Annotated in this window: 18 protein-coding genes; 13 read left to right on the top strand and 5 right to left on the bottom strand. The window is 72.3% G+C overall.

The features are described from left to right. Positions 1-15: 15 nt before the first annotated feature. From GA0070561_RS24270 to GA0070561_RS24260, 3 genes are all read left to right on the top strand, one after another. Positions 16-1,359, top strand: coding sequence for a dipeptidase (locus GA0070561_RS24270; RefSeq protein ID WP_208603858.1), 1,344 nt, complete (start codon positions 16-18; stop codon positions 1,357-1,359). Between the two features lie 77 nt (positions 1,360-1,436). After that, entirely contained in the window at positions 1,437-1,643 is a 207-nt protein-coding gene (locus GA0070561_RS24265; RefSeq protein WP_030333429.1) for a hypothetical protein, read from the top strand. A 92-nt stretch (positions 1,644-1,735) separates the two neighbouring features. After that, positions 1,736-3,328, top strand: coding sequence for an ATP-dependent DNA ligase (locus GA0070561_RS24260; protein ID WP_244166420.1), 1,593 nt, complete (start codon positions 1,736-1,738; stop codon positions 3,326-3,328). A 10-nt stretch (positions 3,329-3,338) separates the two neighbouring features. On the opposite strand, the gene GA0070561_RS24255 is transcribed toward GA0070561_RS24260, so the two are convergent. After that, positions 3,339-4,160 (bottom strand): SURF1 family cytochrome oxidase biogenesis protein, encoded by an 822-nt coding sequence (locus GA0070561_RS24255; protein WP_091405522.1) that lies wholly within the window; start codon positions 4,158-4,160, stop codon positions 3,339-3,341. Positions 4,161-4,365: 205 nt separating this feature from the next. Between GA0070561_RS24255 and GA0070561_RS24250 the strand changes: the two genes are divergently transcribed. Beyond that, on the top strand, positions 4,366-5,769 hold the full coding sequence (locus GA0070561_RS24250; RefSeq protein ID WP_091405518.1) for a cobyrinic acid a,c-diamide synthase CobB: 1,404 nt from the start codon (positions 4,366-4,368) through the stop codon (positions 5,767-5,769). Further along, entirely contained in the window at positions 5,766-6,335 is a 570-nt protein-coding gene (locus tag GA0070561_RS24245; protein ID WP_091405515.1) for a GNAT family N-acetyltransferase, read from the top strand. The genes GA0070561_RS24250 and GA0070561_RS24245 overlap by 4 nt, the downstream gene beginning before the upstream one ends. Positions 6,336-6,406: 71 nt before the next feature. Here GA0070561_RS24245 and GA0070561_RS24240 read toward each other — a convergent pair whose 3' ends face one another. Beyond that, the gene (locus GA0070561_RS24240; protein WP_091405512.1) at positions 6,407-8,536 is read right to left on the bottom strand and encodes a transglycosylase domain-containing protein; all 2,130 of its coding nucleotides are present in this window, start codon (positions 8,534-8,536) and stop codon (positions 6,407-6,409) included. 121 nt (positions 8,537-8,657) lie between these two features. Between GA0070561_RS24240 and cobC the strand changes: the two genes are divergently transcribed. The 4 genes from cobC to GA0070561_RS24220 all read left to right on the top strand — a co-directional run bounded on the left by cobC (position 8,658) and on the right by GA0070561_RS24220 (position 13,568). Then, on the top strand, positions 8,658-9,743 hold the full coding sequence (gene cobC, locus GA0070561_RS24235; protein ID WP_091405510.1) for an Rv2231c family histidinol phosphate aminotransferase CobC: 1,086 nt from the start codon (positions 8,658-8,660) through the stop codon (positions 9,741-9,743). Next, the gene (gene cobT / locus GA0070561_RS24230; protein ID WP_091405507.1) at positions 9,743-10,840 is read left to right on the top strand and encodes a nicotinate-nucleotide--dimethylbenzimidazole phosphoribosyltransferase; all 1,098 of its coding nucleotides are present in this window, start codon (positions 9,743-9,745) and stop codon (positions 10,838-10,840) included. Before cobC ends, cobT begins: the two co-directional genes overlap by 1 nt. 40 nt (positions 10,841-10,880) lie before the next feature. Continuing rightward, positions 10,881-12,122, top strand: a complete 1,242-nt coding sequence (gene cobA, locus GA0070561_RS24225) for a uroporphyrinogen-III C-methyltransferase (RefSeq protein ID WP_091405503.1) — start codon at positions 10,881-10,883, stop codon at positions 12,120-12,122. A 159-nt stretch (positions 12,123-12,281) separates the two neighbouring features. Continuing rightward, positions 12,282-13,568: a hypothetical protein gene (locus GA0070561_RS24220; RefSeq protein ID WP_141710449.1), complete on the top strand. Its 1,287-nt coding sequence runs from the start codon at positions 12,282-12,284 to the stop codon at positions 13,566-13,568. A 48-nt stretch (positions 13,569-13,616) separates the two neighbouring features. Here GA0070561_RS24220 and otsB read toward each other — a convergent pair whose 3' ends face one another. The 3 genes from otsB to GA0070561_RS24205 form a co-directional block, all read right to left on the bottom strand. After that, positions 13,617-16,181 carry a trehalose-phosphatase gene (otsB, locus tag GA0070561_RS24215; RefSeq protein WP_091406443.1) on the bottom strand — a complete coding sequence of 855 codons (2,565 nt, stop codon included), beginning with the start codon at positions 16,179-16,181 and terminating at the stop codon, positions 13,617-13,619. A gap of 41 nt (positions 16,182-16,222) precedes the next feature. Next, positions 16,223-17,623, bottom strand: a complete 1,401-nt coding sequence (locus tag GA0070561_RS24210; RefSeq protein WP_030333449.1) for an alpha,alpha-trehalose-phosphate synthase (UDP-forming) — start codon at positions 17,621-17,623, stop codon at positions 16,223-16,225. A 142-nt stretch (positions 17,624-17,765) separates the two neighbouring features. Continuing rightward, complete coding sequence (locus GA0070561_RS24205) at positions 17,766-18,428, bottom strand: hypothetical protein (RefSeq protein ID WP_091405496.1); 663 nt, start codon at positions 18,426-18,428, stop codon at positions 17,766-17,768. Positions 18,429-18,637: 209 nt separating this feature from the next. Here GA0070561_RS24205 and ettA point away from each other — a divergent pair, with 209 nt between their 5' ends. From ettA to GA0070561_RS24185, 4 genes are all read left to right on the top strand, one after another. Continuing rightward, entirely contained in the window at positions 18,638-20,314 is a 1,677-nt protein-coding gene (ettA, locus tag GA0070561_RS24200; RefSeq protein ID WP_091405493.1) for an energy-dependent translational throttle protein EttA, read from the top strand. Between the two features lie 12 nt (positions 20,315-20,326). Beyond that, on the top strand, positions 20,327-20,773 hold the full coding sequence (locus tag GA0070561_RS24195; RefSeq protein WP_091405490.1) for an acyl-CoA thioesterase: 447 nt from the start codon (positions 20,327-20,329) through the stop codon (positions 20,771-20,773). Continuing rightward, positions 20,770-21,507 (top strand): DUF8185 domain-containing protein, encoded by a 738-nt coding sequence (locus GA0070561_RS24190; RefSeq protein WP_091405486.1) that lies wholly within the window; start codon positions 20,770-20,772, stop codon positions 21,505-21,507. Before GA0070561_RS24195 ends, GA0070561_RS24190 begins: the two co-directional genes overlap by 4 nt. A 131-nt stretch (positions 21,508-21,638) precedes the next feature. Then, positions 21,639-22,223, top strand: coding sequence for a type III secretion system chaperone family protein (locus tag GA0070561_RS24185; protein WP_030333460.1), 585 nt, complete (start codon positions 21,639-21,641; stop codon positions 22,221-22,223). The last annotated feature ends 6 nt before the right edge of the window (positions 22,224-22,229 follow it).

Genomic DNA, 22,229 nt, shown 5'->3' with positions numbered 1-22,229 from the left:
ATGACCTCACCGATCATGTCCGAGTCCGAGGTGCGGGCCGCCGTCGAGCGGGAGATGCCCAGCGTCCGGGCCGACCTGGAGCGCCTCGTCCGCATCCCCGGCATCGCCTTCGAGGGCTTCGACCACTCGCACGTGGAACGCTCCGCCGAGGCGGTCGCCGAGCTGCTGCGCGGCTGTGGCCTGGACGTCGACATCGTGCGATCCGGCGGCCAGCCGGCGGTGATCGGCCGTCGGGCCGCCCCGCCCGGCGCGCCCACCGTGCTGCTCTACGCCCACCACGACGTCCAGCCGGTCGGCGACCGGTCGCTGTGGGAGTCCGACCCGTTCGAGCCGGTGGAACGGGACGGCCGGCTCTACGCCCGGGGCGCGGCCGACGACAAGGCCGGCATCATGGCGCACGTCGCGGCGCTGCGCGCGTACGGTGACGCGCTGCCGGTCGGCGTGGTCCTCTTCATCGAGGGCGAGGAGGAGTACGGCTCCGACTCGCTGGAGCAACTGCTGGCCGAGCACCGCGACGAGCTCACCTCCGACGTCATCGTCATCGCCGACTCCGGCAACTGGGACATCGGCGTACCGGCGTTGACCACCTCGCTGCGGGGCATCGTCAACTGCTTCGTCGAGGTGCGCACGCTGGACCACGCGGTGCACAGCGGCATGTTCGGCGGCGCCGTGCCGGACGCGCTCACCGCGCTGGTCCGGCTGTTGGCGACGCTGCACGACGACGCCGGTGACGTGGCAGTGGACGGCCTCGTCGGCCGGGAGGGCGCCACCGTCGACTACCCGGAGGACCGGGTCCGGGCCGAGGCGGGGCTCGCGGACGGCGTGCAGTTCATCGGCACCGGCCGGATCACCGACCGGCTCTGGACCAAGCCGGCGCTGGCCATCCTCGGTATGGACGCGCCGTCCACCAGCGAGGCGCCGAACGCCCTGGTCCCGGCCGCGAAGGCGAAGCTCAGCGTCCGCCTCGCCCCGGGCGACGACCCCAAGCGGGCGTACGCGGCGCTGCGCGCGCACCTGGAGCAGCACGCGCCGTGGGGTGCGCAGGTGACTGTCACCTTCGAACACGACGGCGACCCGTGCGTGATCGACGCGTCGGGGCCGATGTTCGACGCCGCCCGTTCGGCCTTCCGGACCGCCTGGGACGGCACCGCCCCGGTGGACATCGGCGTCGGCGGCTCGATTCCGTTCATCGCCACCTTCCAGGAGATGTTCCCGAAGGCGGCCATCCTGGTGACCGGTGTGGAGGACCCGCACGCCCGCGCGCACGGCCCGAACGAGAGTCTGCACCTGGGGGAGTTCGCCCGGGTCTGCCTCGCCGAGGCGCTTCTCCTGCGCAACGTGGCGGCGGTCGGCGGTTAGGTGTCAGAACGGCAACTTTGGGCCTGATCTGGGAGTTTACGGCGTGTCGGATGGTCGGCTGTTATAGCCTTTCGTACATGAGTACGAACGAGGTGATGGCCCGGTTGGGGGCCGCTGTCAGCGCGCTGGGAGATGTCGATGTCTCCGCGTGGTCCGAGGACACGCTCAACGAACAGCTCGGTGAGCTCTCCGCCGCACTGGTCGCCCTCGACTCGGTGCTCTCCCGGGTCGCCGGCGAGGTCCGGGCCCGAGGATTGCGCATCGAGGAACCCGTCTCCGCCTAGGCCCTGATCCGTCGTCCGCGTGAGTGGGCGGCACCCTGCCGACACCGCCCGGGCACGGCAATGCCCGGGCGGTGTCGGAGGTGACTGGCAGGATGAGCTGCGTGCGGTTCCTCGATCTGGCAGCCACTTCCGCCGCCGTCGGCGCCACCAGCGGCCGACGGGCCAAGGTGGAGCTGCTCGCTGACGCGCTGCGCCGGCTCGACCCCGGCGAGGTCGAGCCCGGCGCCGGCTATCTCGCCGGTGAGCTGCGCCAACGGCAGACCGGGGTCGGCTACGCGAGCCTGCGTGACCTGCCGCCACCGGCCGCCGAGCCGACGTTGACGGTGGCCGCCGTGGACGCGGCCATCGCGCAGATCGCCGCGGTGCACGGCTCGGGCTCACAGGCTCGGCGTCGGGCGCTGCTCGGCGCCCTCTACGCGGCGGCGACGGCCGACGAGCAGCGGCTGCTCACCGGCCTGTTCAGTGGCGAGCTACGGCAGGGCGCCCAGGCCGGGCTCCTCGCGGACGCGGTGGCCCGGGCCGCCGAGGTGCCGGTGGCGGCGGTCCGCCGGGCGCTGTTGCTCGCCGGTGACCTCCGGGCCGTGGCGGTGGCCGCGCTGGCCGGAGGGGCCGCCGAGTTGGCCGAGTTCGGTCTACAGGTCGGCCGCCCGCTGGCGCCGATGCTCGCGCAGAGCGCCCCTTCGGTCGACGAGGCGCTCGCCGCGACCGGCACGCCGGCGGTGGTCGACGTGAAGCTCGACGGCATCCGCATCCAGGTGCACCGCTCCGGCTCCGACATCGCCGTGTTCACCCGCAGTCTCGACGAGATCACCACCCGGGTGCCCGAGGTGGTCGCCGCGGTCCGTGCCCTGCCGGGCCGCGAGTTGGTCCTCGACGGCGAGGCGATCGGCCTGGACGAGACCGGCCGCCCACTGCCGTTCCAGCAGACGTCGAGCCGGGCCGCCCGACGCACCACCCCCAGCACCACCGGGCGTACACCGGTCGCCCCGGCGGTGCTCGCGGCGGCCGCCAGCACGGGCGCGACGGTGCTCACCCCGTACTTCTTCGACCTGCTGCACCTCGACGGCCAGGATCTGATCGACCTTCCCGGCCGGGAGCGGTGGGCCGCCCTCGCCGGTTCGGTGGATTCGTCGCTGCTGGTCGGTCGGATGGAGGTCGACGGCCCGGAGCAGGCCGCCGCCGCGTTCGCCGCAGCGCTCGACGCCGGGCAGGAGGGGGTGGTGGTCAAGGCGCCGGACGCCCCCTACGACGCCGGCCGGCGCGGTGCCGCCTGGGTCAAGGTGAAACCGCGGCACACCCTCGATCTGGTGGTGCTCGCCGTCGAGTGGGGCAGCGGCCGACGCAAGGGCTGGCTGTCCAACCTGCATCTGGGTGCGCGTGACGCGCGCACCGGTGACTTCGTCATGCTCGGCAAGACGTTCAAGGGGCTCACCGACGAGCTGCTGCGGTGGCAGACCGAGCGGTTCCTCGACCTTGCCGTGGAACGCGGCGACTGGGTGGTCCGGGTCCGGCCCGAGCAGGTGGTGGAGATCGCTTTCGACGGGGTGCAGACGAGTTCGCGCTATCCCGGTGGGATGGCACTGCGGTTCGCCCGGGTGGTGCGCTACCGCGACGACAAGTCCGCCGCGGAGGCGGACACCATCGACGCGGTCCGTGCCATCCACGCCGGCCGCGTGACCGGCTGACCGGGCGAGGTCAGGCGGAAGCGGTCGGCGTCGGCTCGGCGGCCCGGTCCAGCGGAGCCGGGGTGGTGCCGATGCCGGCGGCCCGGCGGGCCTCCCGACGGGCCACCCAGCCGTAGCCGAAGAGGGCCATCACCGCGAACAGCCACCACTGCACGACGTAGCCGAAGTTCTGCCAGTTGTTGGCGTGCCCGACCGGCACCGCCTTGAACACCGGATCGGCTGCCGGGGTCTGCTCGTCGAGCAGCAGATACGCACCGTAGACGGGGTAGGGAAGCTCGCCGGCCAGCCGCGACACCCCGATCCGCCGGATCTCCAGCAGCCCGTCGCGCCGGGCCACCGCGCCGGCGCCGCTCTCGGTCTCGTGCACCCGGCCGACCACCGTCACGTCGCCGGTCGGTGCGGCCGGCACCGACGGCTGGGCGGTCGCCCCACCGGGCGCCGGCGGGATCCAGCCCCGGTCCACCAGCAGCGCCGTGCCGTCGGCGAGCACCAGCGGCGTGAGCACCTCGAAACCGACCCGGCTGTCCACCGTCCGGCCACGGACCAGCACGGTGTTCGTGGGGTCGTACCGGCCGGTGACGGTGACCCGGGTCCAGACCTTGTCCTCGGCGGGGGCCGGACCGGCCGTCCCCGCGCCGCCGGCGGGAGTGCGCAGCGCGTTGGCGAGCGGCACGGGAGCCATCCGCTGGCCCGCGTCGATCCGCTCGTTGACCTCGGTGCGCCCCCGGTAGCGGTCCAGCTGCCAGTTGCCGAGGAACACCATGACGGCGGCCGCGACAAGGGTCAGCACGAGAGCGCCCAGCCAGCGTGGGCTCAGCAGGAACCGGTACACGGCACCGAGGCTACTCGTATGACCGGCGCCACTGACCTGGACCGGCCGGACCGGGCCGGGGCCGACGCCCCGGGGCACTGCCAGGGCCGGGCCGTCCACCCCGGTTGGCGGTGCTCGCGCCTCCGGCCGGGCGGGTATCGTCACGCCGACGGATCGGCCTTGGTCGTCCCGTCGCGTACCCGCCGCCGCTCGCGAGGAGTCGATGATGACCGTCGTGCCGCGCCTGGTGCTCAGCGCGCCGTCCTCCGGACACGGTAAGAACGCGCTGGCGATCGGGCTGCTCGCCGCCCTGGCCGAGCGAGGGGTCGACGTCGCCGGGTTCAAGCTCGGGCCGGACCACGTCGACGCCGCCTACCTCGGCCTCGCCTCCGGTCGGCCGGGTCGGGTGATCGACCCCCGACTGGTCGGCCTCGACCGGCTCGCCCCGCTGGTGGCGCACGGTACCGCCGGTGCCGGGCTGGCCGTGGTGCAGGGCAGCATGGGGCTGTACGACTCGGTCGGTGGCCGTCCCGAGCAGGAGTCAACGGCCGCCGCGGCCGCCGCGCTGCGCAGCCCGGTGGTGCTCGTTGTCGACGTGGCCGCGATGGGTCAGTCGGTGGCCGCCCTGGTGCACGGTTTCCGCTCGTACGACGAGCAGTTGTGGCTCGGTGGGGTGATCCTCAACCGGGTGGCGTCCTCGCGACACGAGGGGATGCTGCGCGAGGCGTTGGACGACGTGGGGGTGCCGGTCTACGGAGCGCTGCGTCGACAGGACCTGCCGGCGGTGCTGCCGTCGCGGCGGCACGGGGTGGCACCGGTGGTCGACGACTCGGCCGACGCCGTCCGTGCGGTCCGCCGGCTGGGCGAGGCCGTCGCCGCCACCGTCGACCTGGAACGGCTGCTCGGGCTGGCCCGCTCCGCCCCGCCGCTGCCGGCGCCGGCCTGGTCTCCCGAGGAGGCCCTCGGCACGTTCACACCCCCGGCGAACCGCCCACTGGTGGCGGTGGCCGGTGGGCCGGGCGGCAGCTTCAGCCACCCGGAGACCACCGAGTTGCTCCGGGCCGCCGGCGCCGAGGTCGTCGTCGTCGACCCGCTGCGCGACGAGGCGCTGCCGGTCGGCACCCGCGCGCTGGTCGTCGGCGGCGCGCTGCCCGAGGCGTACGCCGAGCAGTTGTCGGCCAACCGGCGGCTCTGCATCGCGGTGGCCGAGTTGGCGCGGACCGGGCGTCCGGTGATCGCCGAGGGCGCCGGGCTGCTCTGGCTGGCCCGGGAACTGGACGGGCTGCCGATGTGCGGTGTCCTGGACGCGGTCGGCGTCAGCCGCGACGGGGTGGTGGCCGGCTACCGGGAGGCGACCGCCCAGACCGACAGCGTGGTCGCCGCCACCGGCACGGTGCTGGTCGGGCACAAGGCACACCGTGCGGTGCTCACCCCCCGCGCTGGTCAGCGCCCGGCCTGGAGCTGGGACGGCGGCGCGCCGGAGGGCTTCGTCTGGCGCAACGTGCACGCCTCACAGCTCACCCTGCACTGGGCGAGCCATCCGGAGACGGCGGCCCGGTTGGTCGCCGCGGCGGCGGCAGACCCGACGAGCGAGGTGGTACCCGCGCAGCCGGGCGAGGTGTCGGTGTGATCGGTCAGGTGGCGGTGCGCCGATTCCCGGCGTTGACCGTCTCCACCCCGCGTACCGAGGTGCGTCAGCTCACGGCGGCCGACGCGGCGGCGGCCGGGGAGATCTTCGCCGACAAGCTGACCCGGCGTTGGCTGCCGCTGCCCGACGACTCCGGCCCGATCGACGGGCTGGCCTGGTGCACCGATCTGGCCCGGCAGCGGCGCGACAGCGGGGAGGGCGACCACTACGCGGTACTCCGGCGGGAGGACGACCAGGTGGTGGGCTCGCTGTGGACCCGGCGCACCGACTGGGGCGCCCGCCTCACCGAGATCTCCTACGCGATGGCGGCGCACGCGCGGGGCTTCGGCTTCGCCGCCGAGGCGGTCGACGCGGTGGCCATCGCGCTGATCCTGGAGCACGGCTTCCAGCGGGTCGAGCTGCGGGTGGCTCCCGGCAACCTGGCCTCGCGCCGGGTCGCCGAGAAGGCCGGGTTCAGCTACGAGGGTCTGCTGCGGAACGCCGGGTTCGTCAGCGGCGGCCGGGTGGATCTGGAGCTGTGGTCGTTCGTCGCCGCCGACCTGCGCTGAGCCCGCCGACCTGCGCTGAGCCGCGCCGGCTCCCGCCGAGCCCCGCCGACCTGCGCTGACTCTCGCGCCGGTCAGCCGACGATGGCGTCCGACGGTGGGGTGAACTGGCGGGTCGGGGTGCCCTTCAGGCCGTCGCGCAGGGTCTCCGAGACCGCCTTGATCGGGATCTGGGACTGCCCGTCACCGACCGCGTTGAACGGGTTGTCCGGGTCGGAGATGAAGCTCGCCGCGGCCAACTCCGGGGTGTAGCCCACGAACCAGGCCGACCGGGTGCTGTCGGTCGTACCGGTCTTGCCGGCCACCGGGCGTCCGACGGTGCCCCGCACGCTGTCGGCGGTGGACCAGCCGCCGCAGCTGCCGCGCGCCGGGGTGTCTCCGGTCGGGCAGCGGGCCGCGTCGGTGGCCGCCCGCGCGGCATCCGCGCTCACCACCTGCCGGCAGCGCGGCTTGGCCACCTCGCGGTGCAGACCGCCCGGGGTGGCGTACGTGGCGGGCGTGCCGTCCCGGTTCATGATCGCTTGCACCGGGATGGCCTCGCAGTAGCGGCCGTCGGCCGCGATGGCGGCGTACGCGTTCGCCATCTCCAGCGGGGTGGCGTCGGAGACGCCCAGGGTGAACGCACCCCACTTCTTCGCCTTGGCCGGGGACGCCTGTTCCCGGTCGACGTCGGTGCGCCACCGCAGCCCGAGCTGTTCGGCCAACCGGACCGCCCGGTCCGCGCCGACCTTCTCCTCCAGCCACACGAAGTACGTGTTGACCGATTTGCCGAAGCCGGACCACATGGTCTGCTGGCCGGTCATGGCGCCGCTGGCGTTGGAGGGCGCCCAGCCGTCGTACACGGCCGACTTGTAGCGGTACGGCGCGTTGAACGAGGTGGAGAGGGTCATCCCCGAGTCCAACGCGGCCAACATCGGGAACATCTTGAACGTCGACCCAGCCTGGTAGCCGGCCAGGTCACCGCCGCCGAGCAGCGGTGCCACAGTGTTCGGGTAGTTGGCCTTCACCTTCGGCCCGGCCTCGGGGTTGGAGCTCTGCGGGTTGTCGGCCAGGTCCAGCGAGTACGTCCGGTTCACCGCCATGGCCTTCACCCGCCCGGTGCCCGGCTCGGAGACCACGATGCCGTTGGCGAACGGGCTGCCGGTGGCTTCCTTGGCGCCGACGCTCTTCTCCGCCGCCTCCTGGACCTTCGGGTCGAGGCTGAGCACGATCCGGTAGCCGCCCCGGCGCAGGTTGTCCATCCGTTCCAGCCGGTTCGCCCCGAACGCGGGCTGCGCGCTCCACCAGTTCTTCAGGTAGTCGCAGGCGAAGCCCCAGCTGTTGTACTTCTCCGCCACCGCTGCGCAGTCGTGCGGTGGGGTGGTCAGCTTGAGCCGGATCGGCTCGGACTTGGCGGCGGCGGCCGAGTCGGGGGAGAGGTAGCCGAGTTGGCTCATCCGGTCCAGCACGTAGTTGCGCCGCCCGGTGGCCTCCTTCTGGTCGGAGTCGGCCGGGTCGTACTCGGAGGGGGACTTGACCAGTCCGGCGAGGGTGGCGGCCTCGACCGGGGTGAGGTCCTTCGGGGTCTTGGAGAAGAAGATCTCGCTGGCCGCGTAGATGCCGTACGCCCGGTGTCCGAAGTACGCCGAGTTCAGGTAGCGCTCCATGATCTGTTCCTTGCTCATCTCCTTCTCCAGGTCCAGCGCCATCCGCATTTCCTTGACCTTGCGAATGCTGGTCTGCTGGGTGGCTTCCTGGACCTCCTTGGGCGTGGTCGCGCTGTCCCGCAGGGCCATCCGGACGTACTGCATGGTCAGCGTCGAGGCGCCCTGGGAGCCGCCGGAGCGGGCGTTGGAGACGAAGGCCCGGGCCACGCCCTTCGGGTCGACGCCGTGGTGCTGGTAGAAGCGGGAGTCCTCGGCGGCCACGATCGCCTGCTGGATGTTCGGCGACATGTCCGACAGCTTGGTGTACTGCCGGTACTCCTCGTAGAACATGGTCAGCACGGTCTTGCCGTCCGGGCCGTAGACGTACGAGGTCTCGGCGGGCAGGGCGGTCTTCAGCACCCGGGTCTTCTGGTCCACGGCGTGCGCGGTGGCTTTCGCGCCGAGCCCGGTGAGGGCGACCAGTGGATAGGCGGCGGCGGCGATCACGATTCCGGCGATCAGTCCGGCGCGGAGGAGAGGGACGAGACGACCAGCGGCAGCAAGGGGTCGGTTGCTCACCTGGTCAAGTTATGACATTTCCGATTCGTACATGAGAAGAACTCTTAAACCGGCGAGTGGTGACGCGGCTTACGCTGAGATCGACTGTCCCACCGGCCGCCTTCCCGGCAGGATCGCGGACATGTCTGATCAGCCGAGCGCTGTCGCCCCACCCACCGGGGTCGAGCCGGACCTCGCCCACCACGGCGACGCGGAGGCGACCCCCGGCCTGATCGACCTCGCCGTCAACGTCCGTCGGGCGCGGCCTCCCGCCTGGCTGGCCGACCCGATCGCCGCGACCCTGACCGACCTGGCCCGGTATCCGGACCCGGCGCCGGCCCGGGCGGCGGTCGCCGCCCGACACCGCCGTCACCCGAACGAGGTGCTGCTCACCGCCGGCGCCGCCGAGGGTTTCGTGCTGATCGCCCAGGCGCTGCGCGGCGTGCACCGCCCCGTGGTGGTGCACCCTCAGTTCACCGAGCCGGAGGCGGCGCTGCGGGCCGCCGGACACCCGGTCGAGCGGGTGCTGCTCGACGCCGCAGACGACTTCCGGCTCGACCCGTCCCGGGTGCCCGCCGACGCCGACCTCGTGATGATCGGCAACCCGACGAACCCGACCTCGGTGCTGCACCCCGCCCGGACGGTGGCCGCGCTGGCCCGGCCCGGCCGGGTGCTGGTGGTCGACGAGGCGTTCGCCGACACCACCATCGCCTCCGGGCACCCTGGCGAACCGGAGTCGCTGGCCGAACGCCGCGACCTGCCCGGCCTGCTCGTGGTGCGCAGCCTCACCAAGACATGGGGCCTGGCCGGCCTGCGGATCGGCTACCTGCTCGGCGCCGCCGAGCTGCTGTCCCGGCTGGCCGCCGTCCAGCCGCTCTGGGCCGTCTCCACGCCCGCGCTGGCGGCCGCGTCGGCCTGCGCCAGCGCCGTCGCGGTCCAGGCCGAACGCGCGATCGCCGCCGACCTCGCCGCTGACCGCGAGCACCTGGTCGCGCGCCTCGCCGAACTGCCCGGTGTACGCGTCGTCGGCCGTCCCGCCAGCGCGTTCGTCCTGCTGCACCTGCCGGGCGCGACAGCGATCCGGGCCGCCCTGCGCGAGCGCGGCTGGGCGGTGCGCCGAGGCGACACGTTCCCCGGCCTCGGCCCGGACTGGCTGCGGGTGGCGGTACGCGACCGAAACACCACCGACGCGTTCATCGACGTGCTGCGCGAGACCATGGAGGCATGATGTTGGAGACCACGATCGCGGCGATCCGCGCGGCGGACGAAGCGGCCATGGCCGCGGCCCGGGAGCTGCAGGGCCGGCTGACCAAGCCGGCGGGATCGCTGGGCGCGCTGGAGGAGCTTTCGGTACGCCTCGCCGGCCTGGCCGGAGTCTGCCCACCACCGCTGCCCGAGCCGGCCGCGGTGGCGATCTTCGCCGGCGACCACGGGGTGCACGCCCAGGGGGTCAGCCCCTGGCCGCAGGAGGTCACCGCGCAGATGATCGGCAATTTCCTGGCCGGTGGAGCGGTGGTCAACGCGTTCGCCCGGCAGGCCGGCGCCTCGGTCACAGTGGTCGACGTCGGCGTGGCCACCCCGCTGTCCGCCGAACCGGCTGCCGACCCGGCCGCCGACCCGGCCGTGCTCGACCCGGCCGTGCCCCGGCTGGTTGTCGCGTCCGTCCGCCGGGGCACCCGCGACCTCACCATGACCGCCGCGCTGACCCGGGACGAGGCGCTGGCGGCGGTGCAGACCGGCATCCGGATCGCCGACGAGCTGATCGACGCCGGTGCCGGCATCCTGCTCACCGGTGACATGGGCATCGGCAACACCACCCCGGCCGCCGTGCTGATCGCCGCGTTCACCGGCGCCGACCCGCTCGACACCACCGGTCGGGGCACCGGCGTCGACGACCCGACGTACGCGCACAAGGTGGCGGTGGTGCGGGCCGCGCTGGCCCGGCACACCCCCGACCCGGCCGACCCGCTGGGGGTGCTGGCCGCCGTCGGTGGTCTGGAGCACGCCGCCCTGGCCGGGCTGATTCTGGGCGCCGCAGCGCGCCGCACGCCGGTGCTGCTGGACGGCGTGATCGCGGTCTCGGCCGCGCTCGCCGCCGCCGCGTTCGCCCCGGCGGCGGTCGGCGCCATGGTCGCCGGCCACCGCTCGGCCGAGCCCGGTGCCACTGTCGCGCTGCGCCACCTCGGCCTCGACCCGCTGATCGACCTGGGGTTGCGCCTCGGCGAGGGCACCGGCGCGCTGCTGGCGTTGCCCGTGGTCACCGGCGCGGTCCGGGTGCTGCACGAGGTGGCCACCTTCGACTCCGCCGGGGTGGCCGAAAAGTGAGCACGCGCAGCGAACGAGCCGTCCGCCTCGGTGGTGCGGCGTGACCTCCAATCCGTACCCCCTGGGTTTGCGGCTGCACGGGCGGCGGGTGGTCGTGGTGGGTGGTGGCGCGGTCGCCACCCGGCGCGTACCGGCGCTGCTGGACGCCGGTGCGGACGTCCTGCTGGTGGCCCCGGAGCTGACTCCGGCGCTGCGCGCCCGGGCCGACGCGGGTCGGCTGCACTGGGTGCCGCGTCGGTTCGTGCCCGAGGACCTGGACGGCGCCTGGCTGGTCCAGGTAGCGGTCGACGACCCGATAGCGGCGGCCTCGGTGAGCGCCGTCGCCGCCGAGCGGCGGATCTTCTGCGTCCGGGCCGACGACCGGACGGCCGCCACCGCCTGGACCCCGGCGGTGACCCGGCACGGCCCGGTCACCGTGGCGGTGCTCGGCGGCGGCGACCCGCGCCGGGCGATGACCGTCCGCGACGCCATCCGCGACCTGCTCGCCGTCCGTCTGGCACCGGACGGGATCGCTGGCCGGCCCGACGCTTCCACAGGGACGACCGGTGGACGGCAGGCCGGGCGGGTGGCGCTGGTCGGGGCCGGGCCGGGAGACCCGGAACTGATCACCGTGAAGGGTTGGCGGCTGCTCACCGAGGCCGACGTGGTGGTCGCCGACCGGCTGGTGCCCGGGCTGCTCCTCGACGAGCTGCGCCCGGACGTCGAGCTGGTGGACGCCTCGAAGATCCCCTACGGCCCGTCCCGGGCCCAGGAGGAGATCAATCAGATCCTGGTCGACCGGGCCCTGGCCGGCGCGTTCGTGGTGCGGCTCAAGGGCGGTGACCCGTACGTCTTCGGCCGCGGCGGCGAGGAGTTGCTGGCCTGCGCGGCCGCCGGCGTGCCGGTGACAGTGGTGCCCGGGGTGACCAGTTCGATCGCCGCACCGGCCGCGGCCGGCATCCCGGTCACCCATCGGGGGGTGGCGCACGAGTTCACTGTGGTCTCCGGGCACCTGGCACCCGACGCGCCGGCTTCGCTGGTGCGCTGGGACGCCCTCGCCGGTCTGCACGGCACCCTGGTGATCCTGATGGGGTTGAAGAACCTCGCCGCCATCACGGCCACCCTGATCGCCCACGGTCGGTCGCCGCAGACGCCGGCCGCCGTCGTCCAGGAAGCCACCACCGGCACCCAACGGGTCCTGCGGTCCACGCTGGGCGAGGTCGCGGCCGACCTACGTGCGGCCGACCTACGCCCGCCCGCCGTCGTCGTGGTGGGCGACGTGGTGGGCGCGCTCGACGGCTGACAGCCGACCGAACGCGGCGGCGACTCGTCCGGCGGTGGACCCGGGCATCGGAGGGCACTGACGCGGTAGATCTTGGACAGTTTCCGTTACGCGCTAACGGAAACTGTCCAAGATTGCCAGCTGCGGCGGTTGTCGGTGGCTGTCGACACAATGTCGACCATGCTCACCGTGAAGGATCCTCACGAGACGTGGCGAACGGAACTGCTCACACCTGTCGCACTGCAATGCGGAAGCCCCGGCCTGAGCACCAGCTTCGAGGACGTCCCCTCGCAATGGCGCGATGCTCCGATCCGGACTCTGCGGTGCACGGACGCGGACGGCTCCTGGGCCGTCCTCGTCACGGTGGTCCGTGGCTTTCGTCGGCAGGCCGGCGACTCGCTCGTCGGCAACGAGTTCGGCCGTGACCCGCACACCGCCTACGACCTGGACTCGCCCGGCGACCTGGTGTACGAGCTGCAGGTGACCGAGGATGACGGATCCGACGAGCCCGAGCTGCTGGCGTTCCGACTCTTCGGTGACCCGCAGGCGGTCGGGGCGGAGGTGCTGCGGTGGGCCGGGAAGAAGGCGGCGTACTCGGTCAGCCCGTCGGTCGAGCGGGCCGGGACACGGCAGCGCCGGGCCCGTCGGCAGTTCGACCATCGCCAGGCCAGCGCGGCATCGCCACCGGTCCGGGTCGGCGTGGTGTCGGACGAGGCCGCCGCCGACCTCGACGCCCTCGATGCGTCCGCGTTGTGCTGGCACTTCCCGCGCGGGAACACCGGCGCCTACCTGCGGTCCGCGGTGGTCGCACTGGTCGGCTACGGCGAGCAGCGGCCGCACCTGCGCAGCCGGTGGCTCACCGCACGGGTCGAGGGCGAGGAGTTGGTCATCGGCATCGACGACCTGATCCCGGCCAACCAGCGGCACCGCTGGGACAACGCCCGCTGGCTGTGGGACCGCCGAGCGGCGAACACCCCGGCAGGGCTTCGCTGGCAGGTCGATCGGGTCGAGCAGGCCGCCCCTGCGGTCGCGGCCGTCCGCCGTGGCGCGTTGCCCGAGGCGCTGACCAACGCCGGGGTGGAGACGGATCCGGAGCTCGACGCGTTGCTGACCGGGGTGCCGTCCCGGCTCTCCGACGCCGAACTCACCCCGACCTGGGTGGCGAACCTGTACCGCGGTCTCGCCGACCTCGCGCCCTGGCGGCTGGACGCGGCGTACCGGGTTTGGCGTGACGCCCGACAGGCACAGGGGCTTCCGGTCCAGGACTCGGTTGTCCTGTTCGGCCTCGGCGGTGTCGGCGCGGCCCGTAAACCGAAGCTCGCGCTCGACCACACCGGCGACGCCCCACTACTGCGCCTGATTCACACCGGCAGCAACGCGGTGCTGCCGTACGTGCACTGGACGGTGCCCACCGACCTCGACGCCCACCTGTACGGGTGGCAACCGAGCCTGCCGTACCCGCACTGACTGACGGGGCCGGAGCATGCGCTCCGGCCCCGTCGAACGAGCGGTCGACTACTGCTTGAGCATGTTGTCCAGCAGCAGGGCACAACGGATCAGACCGAGGTGGCTGTACGCCTGCGGGTGGTTGCCCAGGCCGCGCTCGGCGAGCGGGTCGTACTGCTCGGGGAGCAGCCCGGTCGGGCCGGCGGTCAGCACCATCTGCGCGAACAGCTCCTCGGCGTCGGTGCGGCGGCCGGTGCGCAGGTACGCCTCGATCAGCCACGCCGTGCAGATGTGGAAACCGCCCTCACGGCCGGGCAGGCCGTCGTCCCAGTGGTAGCGGTAGACGACCGGGCCGCTGCGCAGGTCCGCCTCGATCCGCAGGACGGTGGACAGGAAGCGCGGGTCGTCGCCCGGGAGCAGGCCGGAGAGGCCGATCCAGAGCGACGAGGCGTCCATGTCCTCGTCGCCGTACGCGACGCTGTACGCCTCGACGTCGGAATGCCAGCCGTGCTCCAGCACGTTGGCGCCGATCCGATCGCGCAGGTCCTTCCACTCGGGCCGGTCCTCGCCGCCGTGCTCGCGCATCACGTGCAGCGCGCGGTCGACCGTCATCCAGCACATCACCTTGGAGAAGACGTGGTGCCGGGGTGGCAGCCGGGCCTCCCAGATGCCGTGGTCGGGCTCGTGCCAGCGGCGGCGGACCGCCTCGACCATGTTCTCCAGGACCCGCCACTCGTCGTCGCGGACCGAACCGCGAGCGTCGGCGACGGCCGCGATCAGGTCGGCGATCGGGCCGAAGACGTCCAGCTGCAACTGGTGGTTGGCGAGGTTGCCGACCCGGACCGGCCGGGAGCCGGCGTACCCGGGCAGCGTGTCGATGACCGCCTCGGCGCCCAGCTCGTAGCCGTCGATGGTGTAGAGCGGATGCAGTCGCTCCGGGTGCCCGCCGGTGCGCTCGATGCAGCCGTCCACCCAGCGCAGCAGCGCCTCGGCCTCCTCGACGGAGCCCAGGTCGACAAGTGCGCGGGCGGTCAGCGCGGCGTCGCGCAGCCAGCAGTAGCGGTAGTCCCAGTTGCGGACGCCGCCCAGCTCCTCGGGGAGCGAGGTGGTCGCCGCGGCCAGGATCGAGCCGGTGGCTTCGTGGCAGAGCCCGCGCAGGGTGAGGGCGCTGCGCGCGACCAGGTCCCGGGCGGTGGACGGCAGCCGCAGCGAGGCCACCCAGTCCTTCCACGGCTGCTCGGCGGCGGCCTGCCGCTCGTGGATCGGCACCCGGTGGTGCTCCAGGCTGTGCGTGCCGAAGCGCAGCTCCAGCACGACCTGGCCACCGGCGGCGGACAGGTCGACGATGGCCTTGGCGGTCTCGTAACCGCCGTCGTTGCCGACCTCCCACTCCACGCCGGGGGCGTAGAGCGCGACCGGTTCGTTGGAGCCGAGTACCAGCAGGCCGTCGCCGAGCGGCTGCAACTGCACGGCGACCTGACCGAACTCGGGCCTCGGCGCGAACTCCACCTTGACCTTGCCACTGCCGGTCAGCACCCGCACCAGCGTCGAGTCGCCGGTGATGACCGCCGGGCTGTCGTCCGGGGTGGTCTCCCGGGCCGGCTTGTCCAGCCAGTCGGTGACGGTGAGCCCGGACCAGCGGGTCTCCACGGTCATCGTGCCGGAGCGGTAGCGCTGGCCCAGCGGGATGCCGCCACGGTCCGGGGTGATGCTGAAGTGGCCGGCCGGGCTGCCACCGACCAGGTCGGCGAAGATCGCCGCCGAATCCGGCTTGGGGTGGCAGAGCCAGCTCACCTTGGCCTCGGGGGTGAGCAGAGCGACGGTACGACCGTTGGCCAGCATGGAGTGCCGTTCGATCGGCACCGCCCGCTCACCGAACAGCCAGTGGCGCCGGGTCTCCAGCAGCAGCGCCAGCGCGCGGGCGGCTTCCAGCGGGTCGGCCACGCGGTAGCTGGCCTGGGTGTCGCCGGGGCCGATCTTGATGCCGAGGTCGGGACCGTGCAGGTGGGCGAACCCGTTCTCGTCGGTGACGTCGTCGCCGATGAACAGCACCGCGCTGGAGGCGAGCTGGGTCCGCAACTGGTCGAGTGCGGTGCCCTTGTGGGTGGCCACCACGGAGAGTTCGATGACCTCCTTGCCCTGGGTCACCGTGACGCCGTCGAAGGTGGCCGGACCGTTGCGGACCGCCTCGATGGCGGCGGCGGCGATCTGCGGGTCGACCCCACGGGTGTGCATCGCGACGCTCGCCGGTTTGCGTTCCAGCCGGATGCCCGGGTGCTGGGCGGCGATCTCACGCAGCGCGTTGCGGACCTGGGTCCGCACGGCGACCAGCTCGGGGGAGAGCCGCTCGACGAAGCCGATGTCGAACTCGGAGCCGTGGCTGCCGACGAGGTGCACCTCGCTGGGCAGCCGCGAGAGCGCGGCCAGGTCGCGCAGCGCCCGACCGGAAACCACCGCCACGGTGGTCTGCGGCAGCGCGGCGAGCGCGCGGACCGCGGCCACCGACTCGGGCAGCGGGACGGCCGTGCTCGGGTCCTCCACGATCGGCGCCAGCGTGCCGTCATAGTCGCAAGCGACCAGGAGCTGGGGGACCCGGGCGATCCGGCCGATGGCGGAACGCAACTCAGGGTCCATGACCCCGGTGGCGATTGCCGCCCCATCGTTGACGGGCGTGTTCACTCGGCCTCCGCCTCGGGAACTCCGAGCTCCGAGAGGAAAGACTTGGCCCAGTGGCCCACGTCGTGGGTACGCAGGTGACGTTGCATTGTCCGCATCCGGCGGCGTGCCTCGGTTTTCTCCACGTGCACTGCCCGGAGGAGGGCGTCCTTGACCGCGTCCGGGTCGTGCGGGTTACACAAAAATGCCTGGCGAAGCTCGGTGGCGGCGCCGGCGAACTCACTGAGTACGAGCGCACCACCCTGGTCGGCACGTGATGCTACGTATTCCTTCGCCACGAGGTTCATTCCGTCTCGCAGCGGGGTCACCATCATCACGTCGGCAGCAACGTACATCGCCGCCAGCTCACTGCGACTGTACGACTGATGGAGGTAATGGACCGCCGGCACGCCGACCCTGCCGAACTCGCCGTTGATCCGACCGACCTCGCGCTCCACCTTCACCCGTAGTGCCTGGTAGTGCTCCACGCGCTCGCGGCTGGGTGTGGCGACCTGAACCATGACCGCGTCGGGAACTGTCAACTTTCCGTCAGCCAGCAGCTCCCGGAAGGCCTTGAGCCGCAACTCGATGCCCTTGGTGTAATCCAGCCGGTCCACGCCCAGGATTATCGTCTTCGGGTCGCCCAACTCGGCGCGAATCTGCTTGGCCCGCGCCTGGATCGCCGGATCGGCGGCCATCCGCTCCATCTCCTGGGTGTCGATCGAGATGGGGAAGGCGCCCGCCTTCACCTGCCGACCGTCGACCTGGATCATCTGCCCCTCGTAGCGCAGCCCGAGCAGGTGCCGGGCCAGCCGGACGAAGTTCTGCGCGGCCAGCCGCTGCTGGAAACCGACCAGGTCGGCGCCGAGCAGACCGCGCAGGATCTCGGTACGGAACGGCATCTGCATGAACAGCTCGATCGGCGGGAACGGGATGTGCAGGAAGAACCCGATCCGCAGGTCTGGGCGGAGCTCACGGAGCATCGCCGGCACCAACTGGAGCTGGTAGTCCTGCACCCAGACCGTCGCGCCCTCGGCCGCCACGTCGGCTGCGGCCTCCGCGAACCGGGCGTTGACCAGGCGGTACGCCTCCCGCCACCGGCGCTTGTAGGCCGGCGTCTCCACCGCGTCGTGGTAGAGCGGCCAGATCGTCGCGTTGGACTGGCCCTCGTAGTAGCGCTCCAACTCCTCGGCGCTGAGCGGGACCGGGTGCAGCCGGATCCCCTCCAGGTCGAACGGCTCGGGGGCCGCGCCGGTGCCACCGGCCCAGCCGACCCAGGTGCCCTTGTGTTCGGCGAGTACGGGATGCAGCGCGGTGACCAGCCCGCCAGGGCTGCGTCGCCACTGCCGGCCCTCGGGTGTGCTCACCTCGTCGACCGGCAGACGGTTCGCCACTACGACAAAGGAGCTACGGACGGTCACGATCGGCCACCTCCGGGTACTGACGGGTCCACCGCGATGAGCGTACTGAGCGTAGCTGCGGCGTCTTGTGCCCCGTGCCGGAGTCTCCTACCCGCCTCGGTGCTACCGAATCCTAGAGGTGATCTTGTCGACAGCCCGCGGGTCAGAGGTCGATGATCGGCCATTCCTTCGGCAGCACCTCGCCGAGCAACTCCCGCCGATCCGTCATGATCGGTGTGATCCCCCGAGCCGCCTCCATCGCAGCCTGGGCCAGGTCCACGGCCGGCACACTCCGCAGCCACAGGCCCAGCGCAGCCGAGCAGTCCGCAGTCAGGGCCATGACCTGCGTCGGACGCAGAGCTGCAAGGAGGTCCAGCACCCACCACCCTTCCTGAGGAATGTGTCGGTAGGCGCTGGCCAGGCATCCCGCCGGGATGACCACCGTCAGTCGGCGATCAGAGGCCACCGCGATTCTGGCGGCGACATCCTCATCGCCACCGGCGAAGGCCAGCAGCGCCGGAGTGTCCAACACGAATGCCGATCTGCCAGGAGTGGCCGCCGGTTCATCCGGCCTGCCCGCTCCGGGTCCTGCGACGAGAGCACCCAGTTCGGGTGTGATCTGTTCCAGCGCCGCGTTCAACACCCGCCCGGCCCGCTTCAGGTGAGCCGGAGAGAGCGCGAAGCCCGCCTGCCGGAGTGTGCGCAGGATGCGCTCGGCGGCCATGTCCTTTCGTACGCAGTCCGCGACAAAGGCCGATATGTCCGGTTCCTCGGCCAGCCGGTCGGCCAGCTCGTCCGGAAGCTCGATGACGAACTCGGTAGACATCGAGTCACGATAAAAAGCGGGCTGCCGAGCGGCAACACGGCGCGCCCGCGTACTCCTGGGGCGGGGTGATGTGGGCGAAGCGCGCCGTACCTGTCAGGATTGACGATGGCGTGCGCGCGGCCGGCTCCCGGCCGGCGGCGGCGGGCGGTCCTCGAAGCCCGCGCCGCGCCGCCGATCAGTGACAGCAACCGACGGAGGTAGCCCGCACCGTGGCCCAGTACATCTACGTTCTGGAAAAGGCGCGCAAGGCGCACGGCGACAAGGTCGTGCTCGACAACGTCACGTTGAGCTTCCTGCCGGGGGCCAAGATCGGTGTGCTCGGTCCGAACGGCGCCGGTAAGTCCAGCCTCCTCAAGATCATGGCAGGGCTGGACAAGCCGAGCAACGGCGAGGCCCGACTCATGCCCGGCTACACCGTCGGCATGCTCGCCCAGGAGCCCCCGCTCAACGAGGCCAAGACCGTGCTCGGCAACGTCGAGGAGGCGGTCGCCGAGACCAAGGCCAAGCTGGAGCGGTTCAACAAGATCGCCGAGCAGATGGCCACCGACTACTCCGACGAGCTGATGGAGGAGATGGGCAAGCTCCAGGAGGAGCTTGACCACCTCGACGCCTGGGACGTCGACTCCAAGCTCGAACTGGCCATGGACGCGCTGCGCTGCCCGCCGCCGGACGCCGACGTGACCCAGCTCTCCGGTGGTGAGCGTCGCCGGGTCGCGCTCTGCAAGCTGCTGCTGGAGGCGCCCGACCTGCTGCTGCTCGACGAGCCCACCAACCACCTGGACGCGGAGAGCGTCTCCTGGTTGGAGCAGCACCTGGCGAAGTACGCCGGCACCGTCATGGCGATCACCCACGACCGGTACTTCCTCGACAACGTGGCCGGCTGGATCCTGGAGCTGGACCGCGGCCGGGCGATCGGGTACGAGGGCAACTACTCCACCTACCTGGAGAAGAAGGCCGCCCGGCTGGCCGTCGAGGGCCGCCGCGACGCCAAGATGAAGAAGCGCCTCACCGAGGAACTGGAGTGGGTCCGCTCCAACGCCAAGGCCCGGCAGACCAAGTCCAAGGCCCGCCTGGACCGGTACGACGAGATGGCCAACGAGGCGGAGAAGACCCGCAAGCTCGACTTCGAGGAGATCCAGATCCCGCCGGGCCCGCGCCTGGGCAGCACGGTGATCGAGGCGGTCAACCTCAGCAAGGGCTTCGGCGACCGGCTGCTGATCGACAACCTGTCGTTCTCGCTGCCGCGCAACGGCATCGTCGGCATCATCGGCCCCAACGGCGTCGGCAAGACCACCCTGTTCAAGACCATCGTCGGGCTGGAGGAGCCGACCGGTGGCGAGGTCCGGGTCGGCCCCACCGTCTCGCTGTCGTACGTCGACCAGAACCGTGAGGGCCTCAACGGCGACAAGACCGTCTGGGAGGTCGTCTCCGACGGGCTGGACTACCTGATGGTGGGCAAGGTCGAGATGCCGTCGCGGGCGTACATCGCCGCGTTCGGCTTCAAGGGCCCGGACCAGCAGAAGCCGACGAAGGTGCTCTCCGGCGGTGAGCGCAACCGGCTCAACCTGGCGCTGACCCTGAAGATCGGCGGCAACGTCATCCTGCTCGACGAGCCGACGAACGACCTGGACGTGGAGACGCTGTCCAGCCTGGAGAACGCGCTGCTGGAGTTCCCCGGCTGCGCCGTGGTCATCTCGCACGACCGGATGTTCCTGGACCGCGTCGCCACGCACATCCTGGCCTGGGAGGGCGACGACCAGGACCCCTCCCGGTGGTTCTGGTTCGAGGGCAACTTCGAGGCGTACGAGAAGAACAAGGTCGACCGCCTCGGCGCGGAGGCCGCCCGGCCGCACCGGGTGACCTACCGCAAGCTGACCCGCGACTGACCGGCCGAGAAGGTGTCTGACCGCTTCGTCTACCACTGCACCCTGCGCTGGTCCGACCTGGACGCGTACGGCCACGTCAACAACTCGCGCTTCCTCACCCTGTACGAGGAGGCGCGGGTGGCGTTGATGTTCGCCGGCGGCCGGGCCTGGGGCGTCGGCTCGTTCGCCGACGGGGTGGTGATCCGCCGGCACGAGGTCGACTACCTGCGCCCGGTCGACTACGCGCTCGGCCGGGCCACCGCGGAGGCGGCACCCACAGTGCGGATCGAGCTGTGGGTGGAGGAGATCCGGGCCTCCCGGTTCACCGTCGCCTACGAGCTGTACGACGGCGAGGTGCTGGCCAGTCGGGCCCGCTCGGTGCTGGTGCCGTTCGACCTGACCCGTCAGGTGCCCCGGCGGATCACCACCGAGGAACGGGACTTCCTGCTCACGTACGCGCCGCAGGGCGGCGCGGCGTGACCCGGCCGGGCACCGCCGAGCCGGGCCGGACGGCGGCGTCCACCCACGGTGTCGCCGGGGTGGCGGACGCGGGCGCCTTCCTGGCCCGGCTGGTCCGGTTGGATCCGGTCGCGCCGGTCCGGCTGCGGCCGGCCGGCGCACCGGGCCGGGTCGCCCTGTGGGCCCGGCTGCCGTGGCAGGTCCTGGTGGTCCGCACAGTTGCCGGTGGGCCGGCCGACGGCGTCGCGGAGGACGTCACGGTGGCAGCCGCGGAGTTGCTCGCCGAGCTGGAGCGGGGCGGCACGAAGCTGCCGACCCGCCGGGACGCCCAGTGGCGGTGGCCGCTGCCGCCGGCGTGGAGCCACCAGGTGGAGGCGCTGCCCGTTGCCGAGTTGCGACGGATCGCCGACGCGGCGGCGGGCACCCTGCGGACGGCGAGCGAGCAGGGTGTGGCCGGCCGTGCCGTGGGCCAGCGGGCCCTGCGTGACGCGTTGCTCGACCACGTGGCGGTGCTGATCACCCCGGACGGGACGCCCGCCGCGCCGGTCGAGGTGCCGCAGCGGCTGGTGCAGGGGGTGGTCCGGATGGGCTTCCTCGGCGCCGCCGACGGCTCGGCGGCCGGCGAGGGCGGGGACGCCGTTCAGGTGCGGGTGGCCGGTCGTTGGGTCGGCCTGGTGGGACCGCACGGAGCGGCTTGGTTGCAGAAGGCCACGGATCTTGCCGTGACACCCCTGAGCGCTCGTCCGAACGGATGACCCCGGATCATTCTTCTGGTCAGGGGCGGTCGTTGGGGGGGTGCTTCAACCCGGCTGTCCGGGTACCGTCCATCCTCGGATCCAACGCACCGTAGGCGACTGGATCCGCTGGGGAGTGAGGTGCGCGAGCGATGCCGTGGTGGTCATGGCGCCCCGGTCCCGCCGACGGCGGCGATCCGGAAACCCGAAGCGGGATCACAGTCGATAGCGCGGTCCGGATCGGGCCGCCCAGCCCTCGCCAGCCGGGGGACGACTGCCCGTCCAACGAGCGGCCCGTGCTGACCGAGATGCCCGCCACCGTCGAGCCGGTGAGTCTGCGCCGGGTCTGTGACGCGCTCGATCTGCTCGACGTGCGTTACCTGGCCGACGGCGACGGCAACCTGCTGGCGATGTGGGAGCGGCACGCGGTGCTGGTCACCCTCGAAGGGCCGGAGGACGAGATCCTGGTCATGCGGGCACGTCCGCACGCCACGGTCCCGCCGGACTGGGCCGACCGGGCGTACCGGGTGGTCAACGAGTGGAACCACACCCGCCGGTTCTGCAAGGCGTACATCGGTGACCCGACCGAGCGCGGTCAGCTACCGATCTACGCCGAGCTTCAGGTGCCCCTGGGCGCCGGCACTCACGACGCGCTCCTGGTCGAGATGCTCGACTGCGGCGCGGCGGTCGCCACCAGCTTCGTGGACTGGCTGCACGACGAGGGCGCGCTGCTCTGACGCCGC

The organism is Micromonospora saelicesensis (assembly GCF_900091575.1).
Lineage (GTDB): Bacteria > Actinomycetota > Actinomycetes > Mycobacteriales > Micromonosporaceae > Micromonospora > Micromonospora saelicesensis.
Note: the sequence above shows the minus strand (reverse complement) of the source record. Positions and strands in the feature narration are given on the sequence as shown.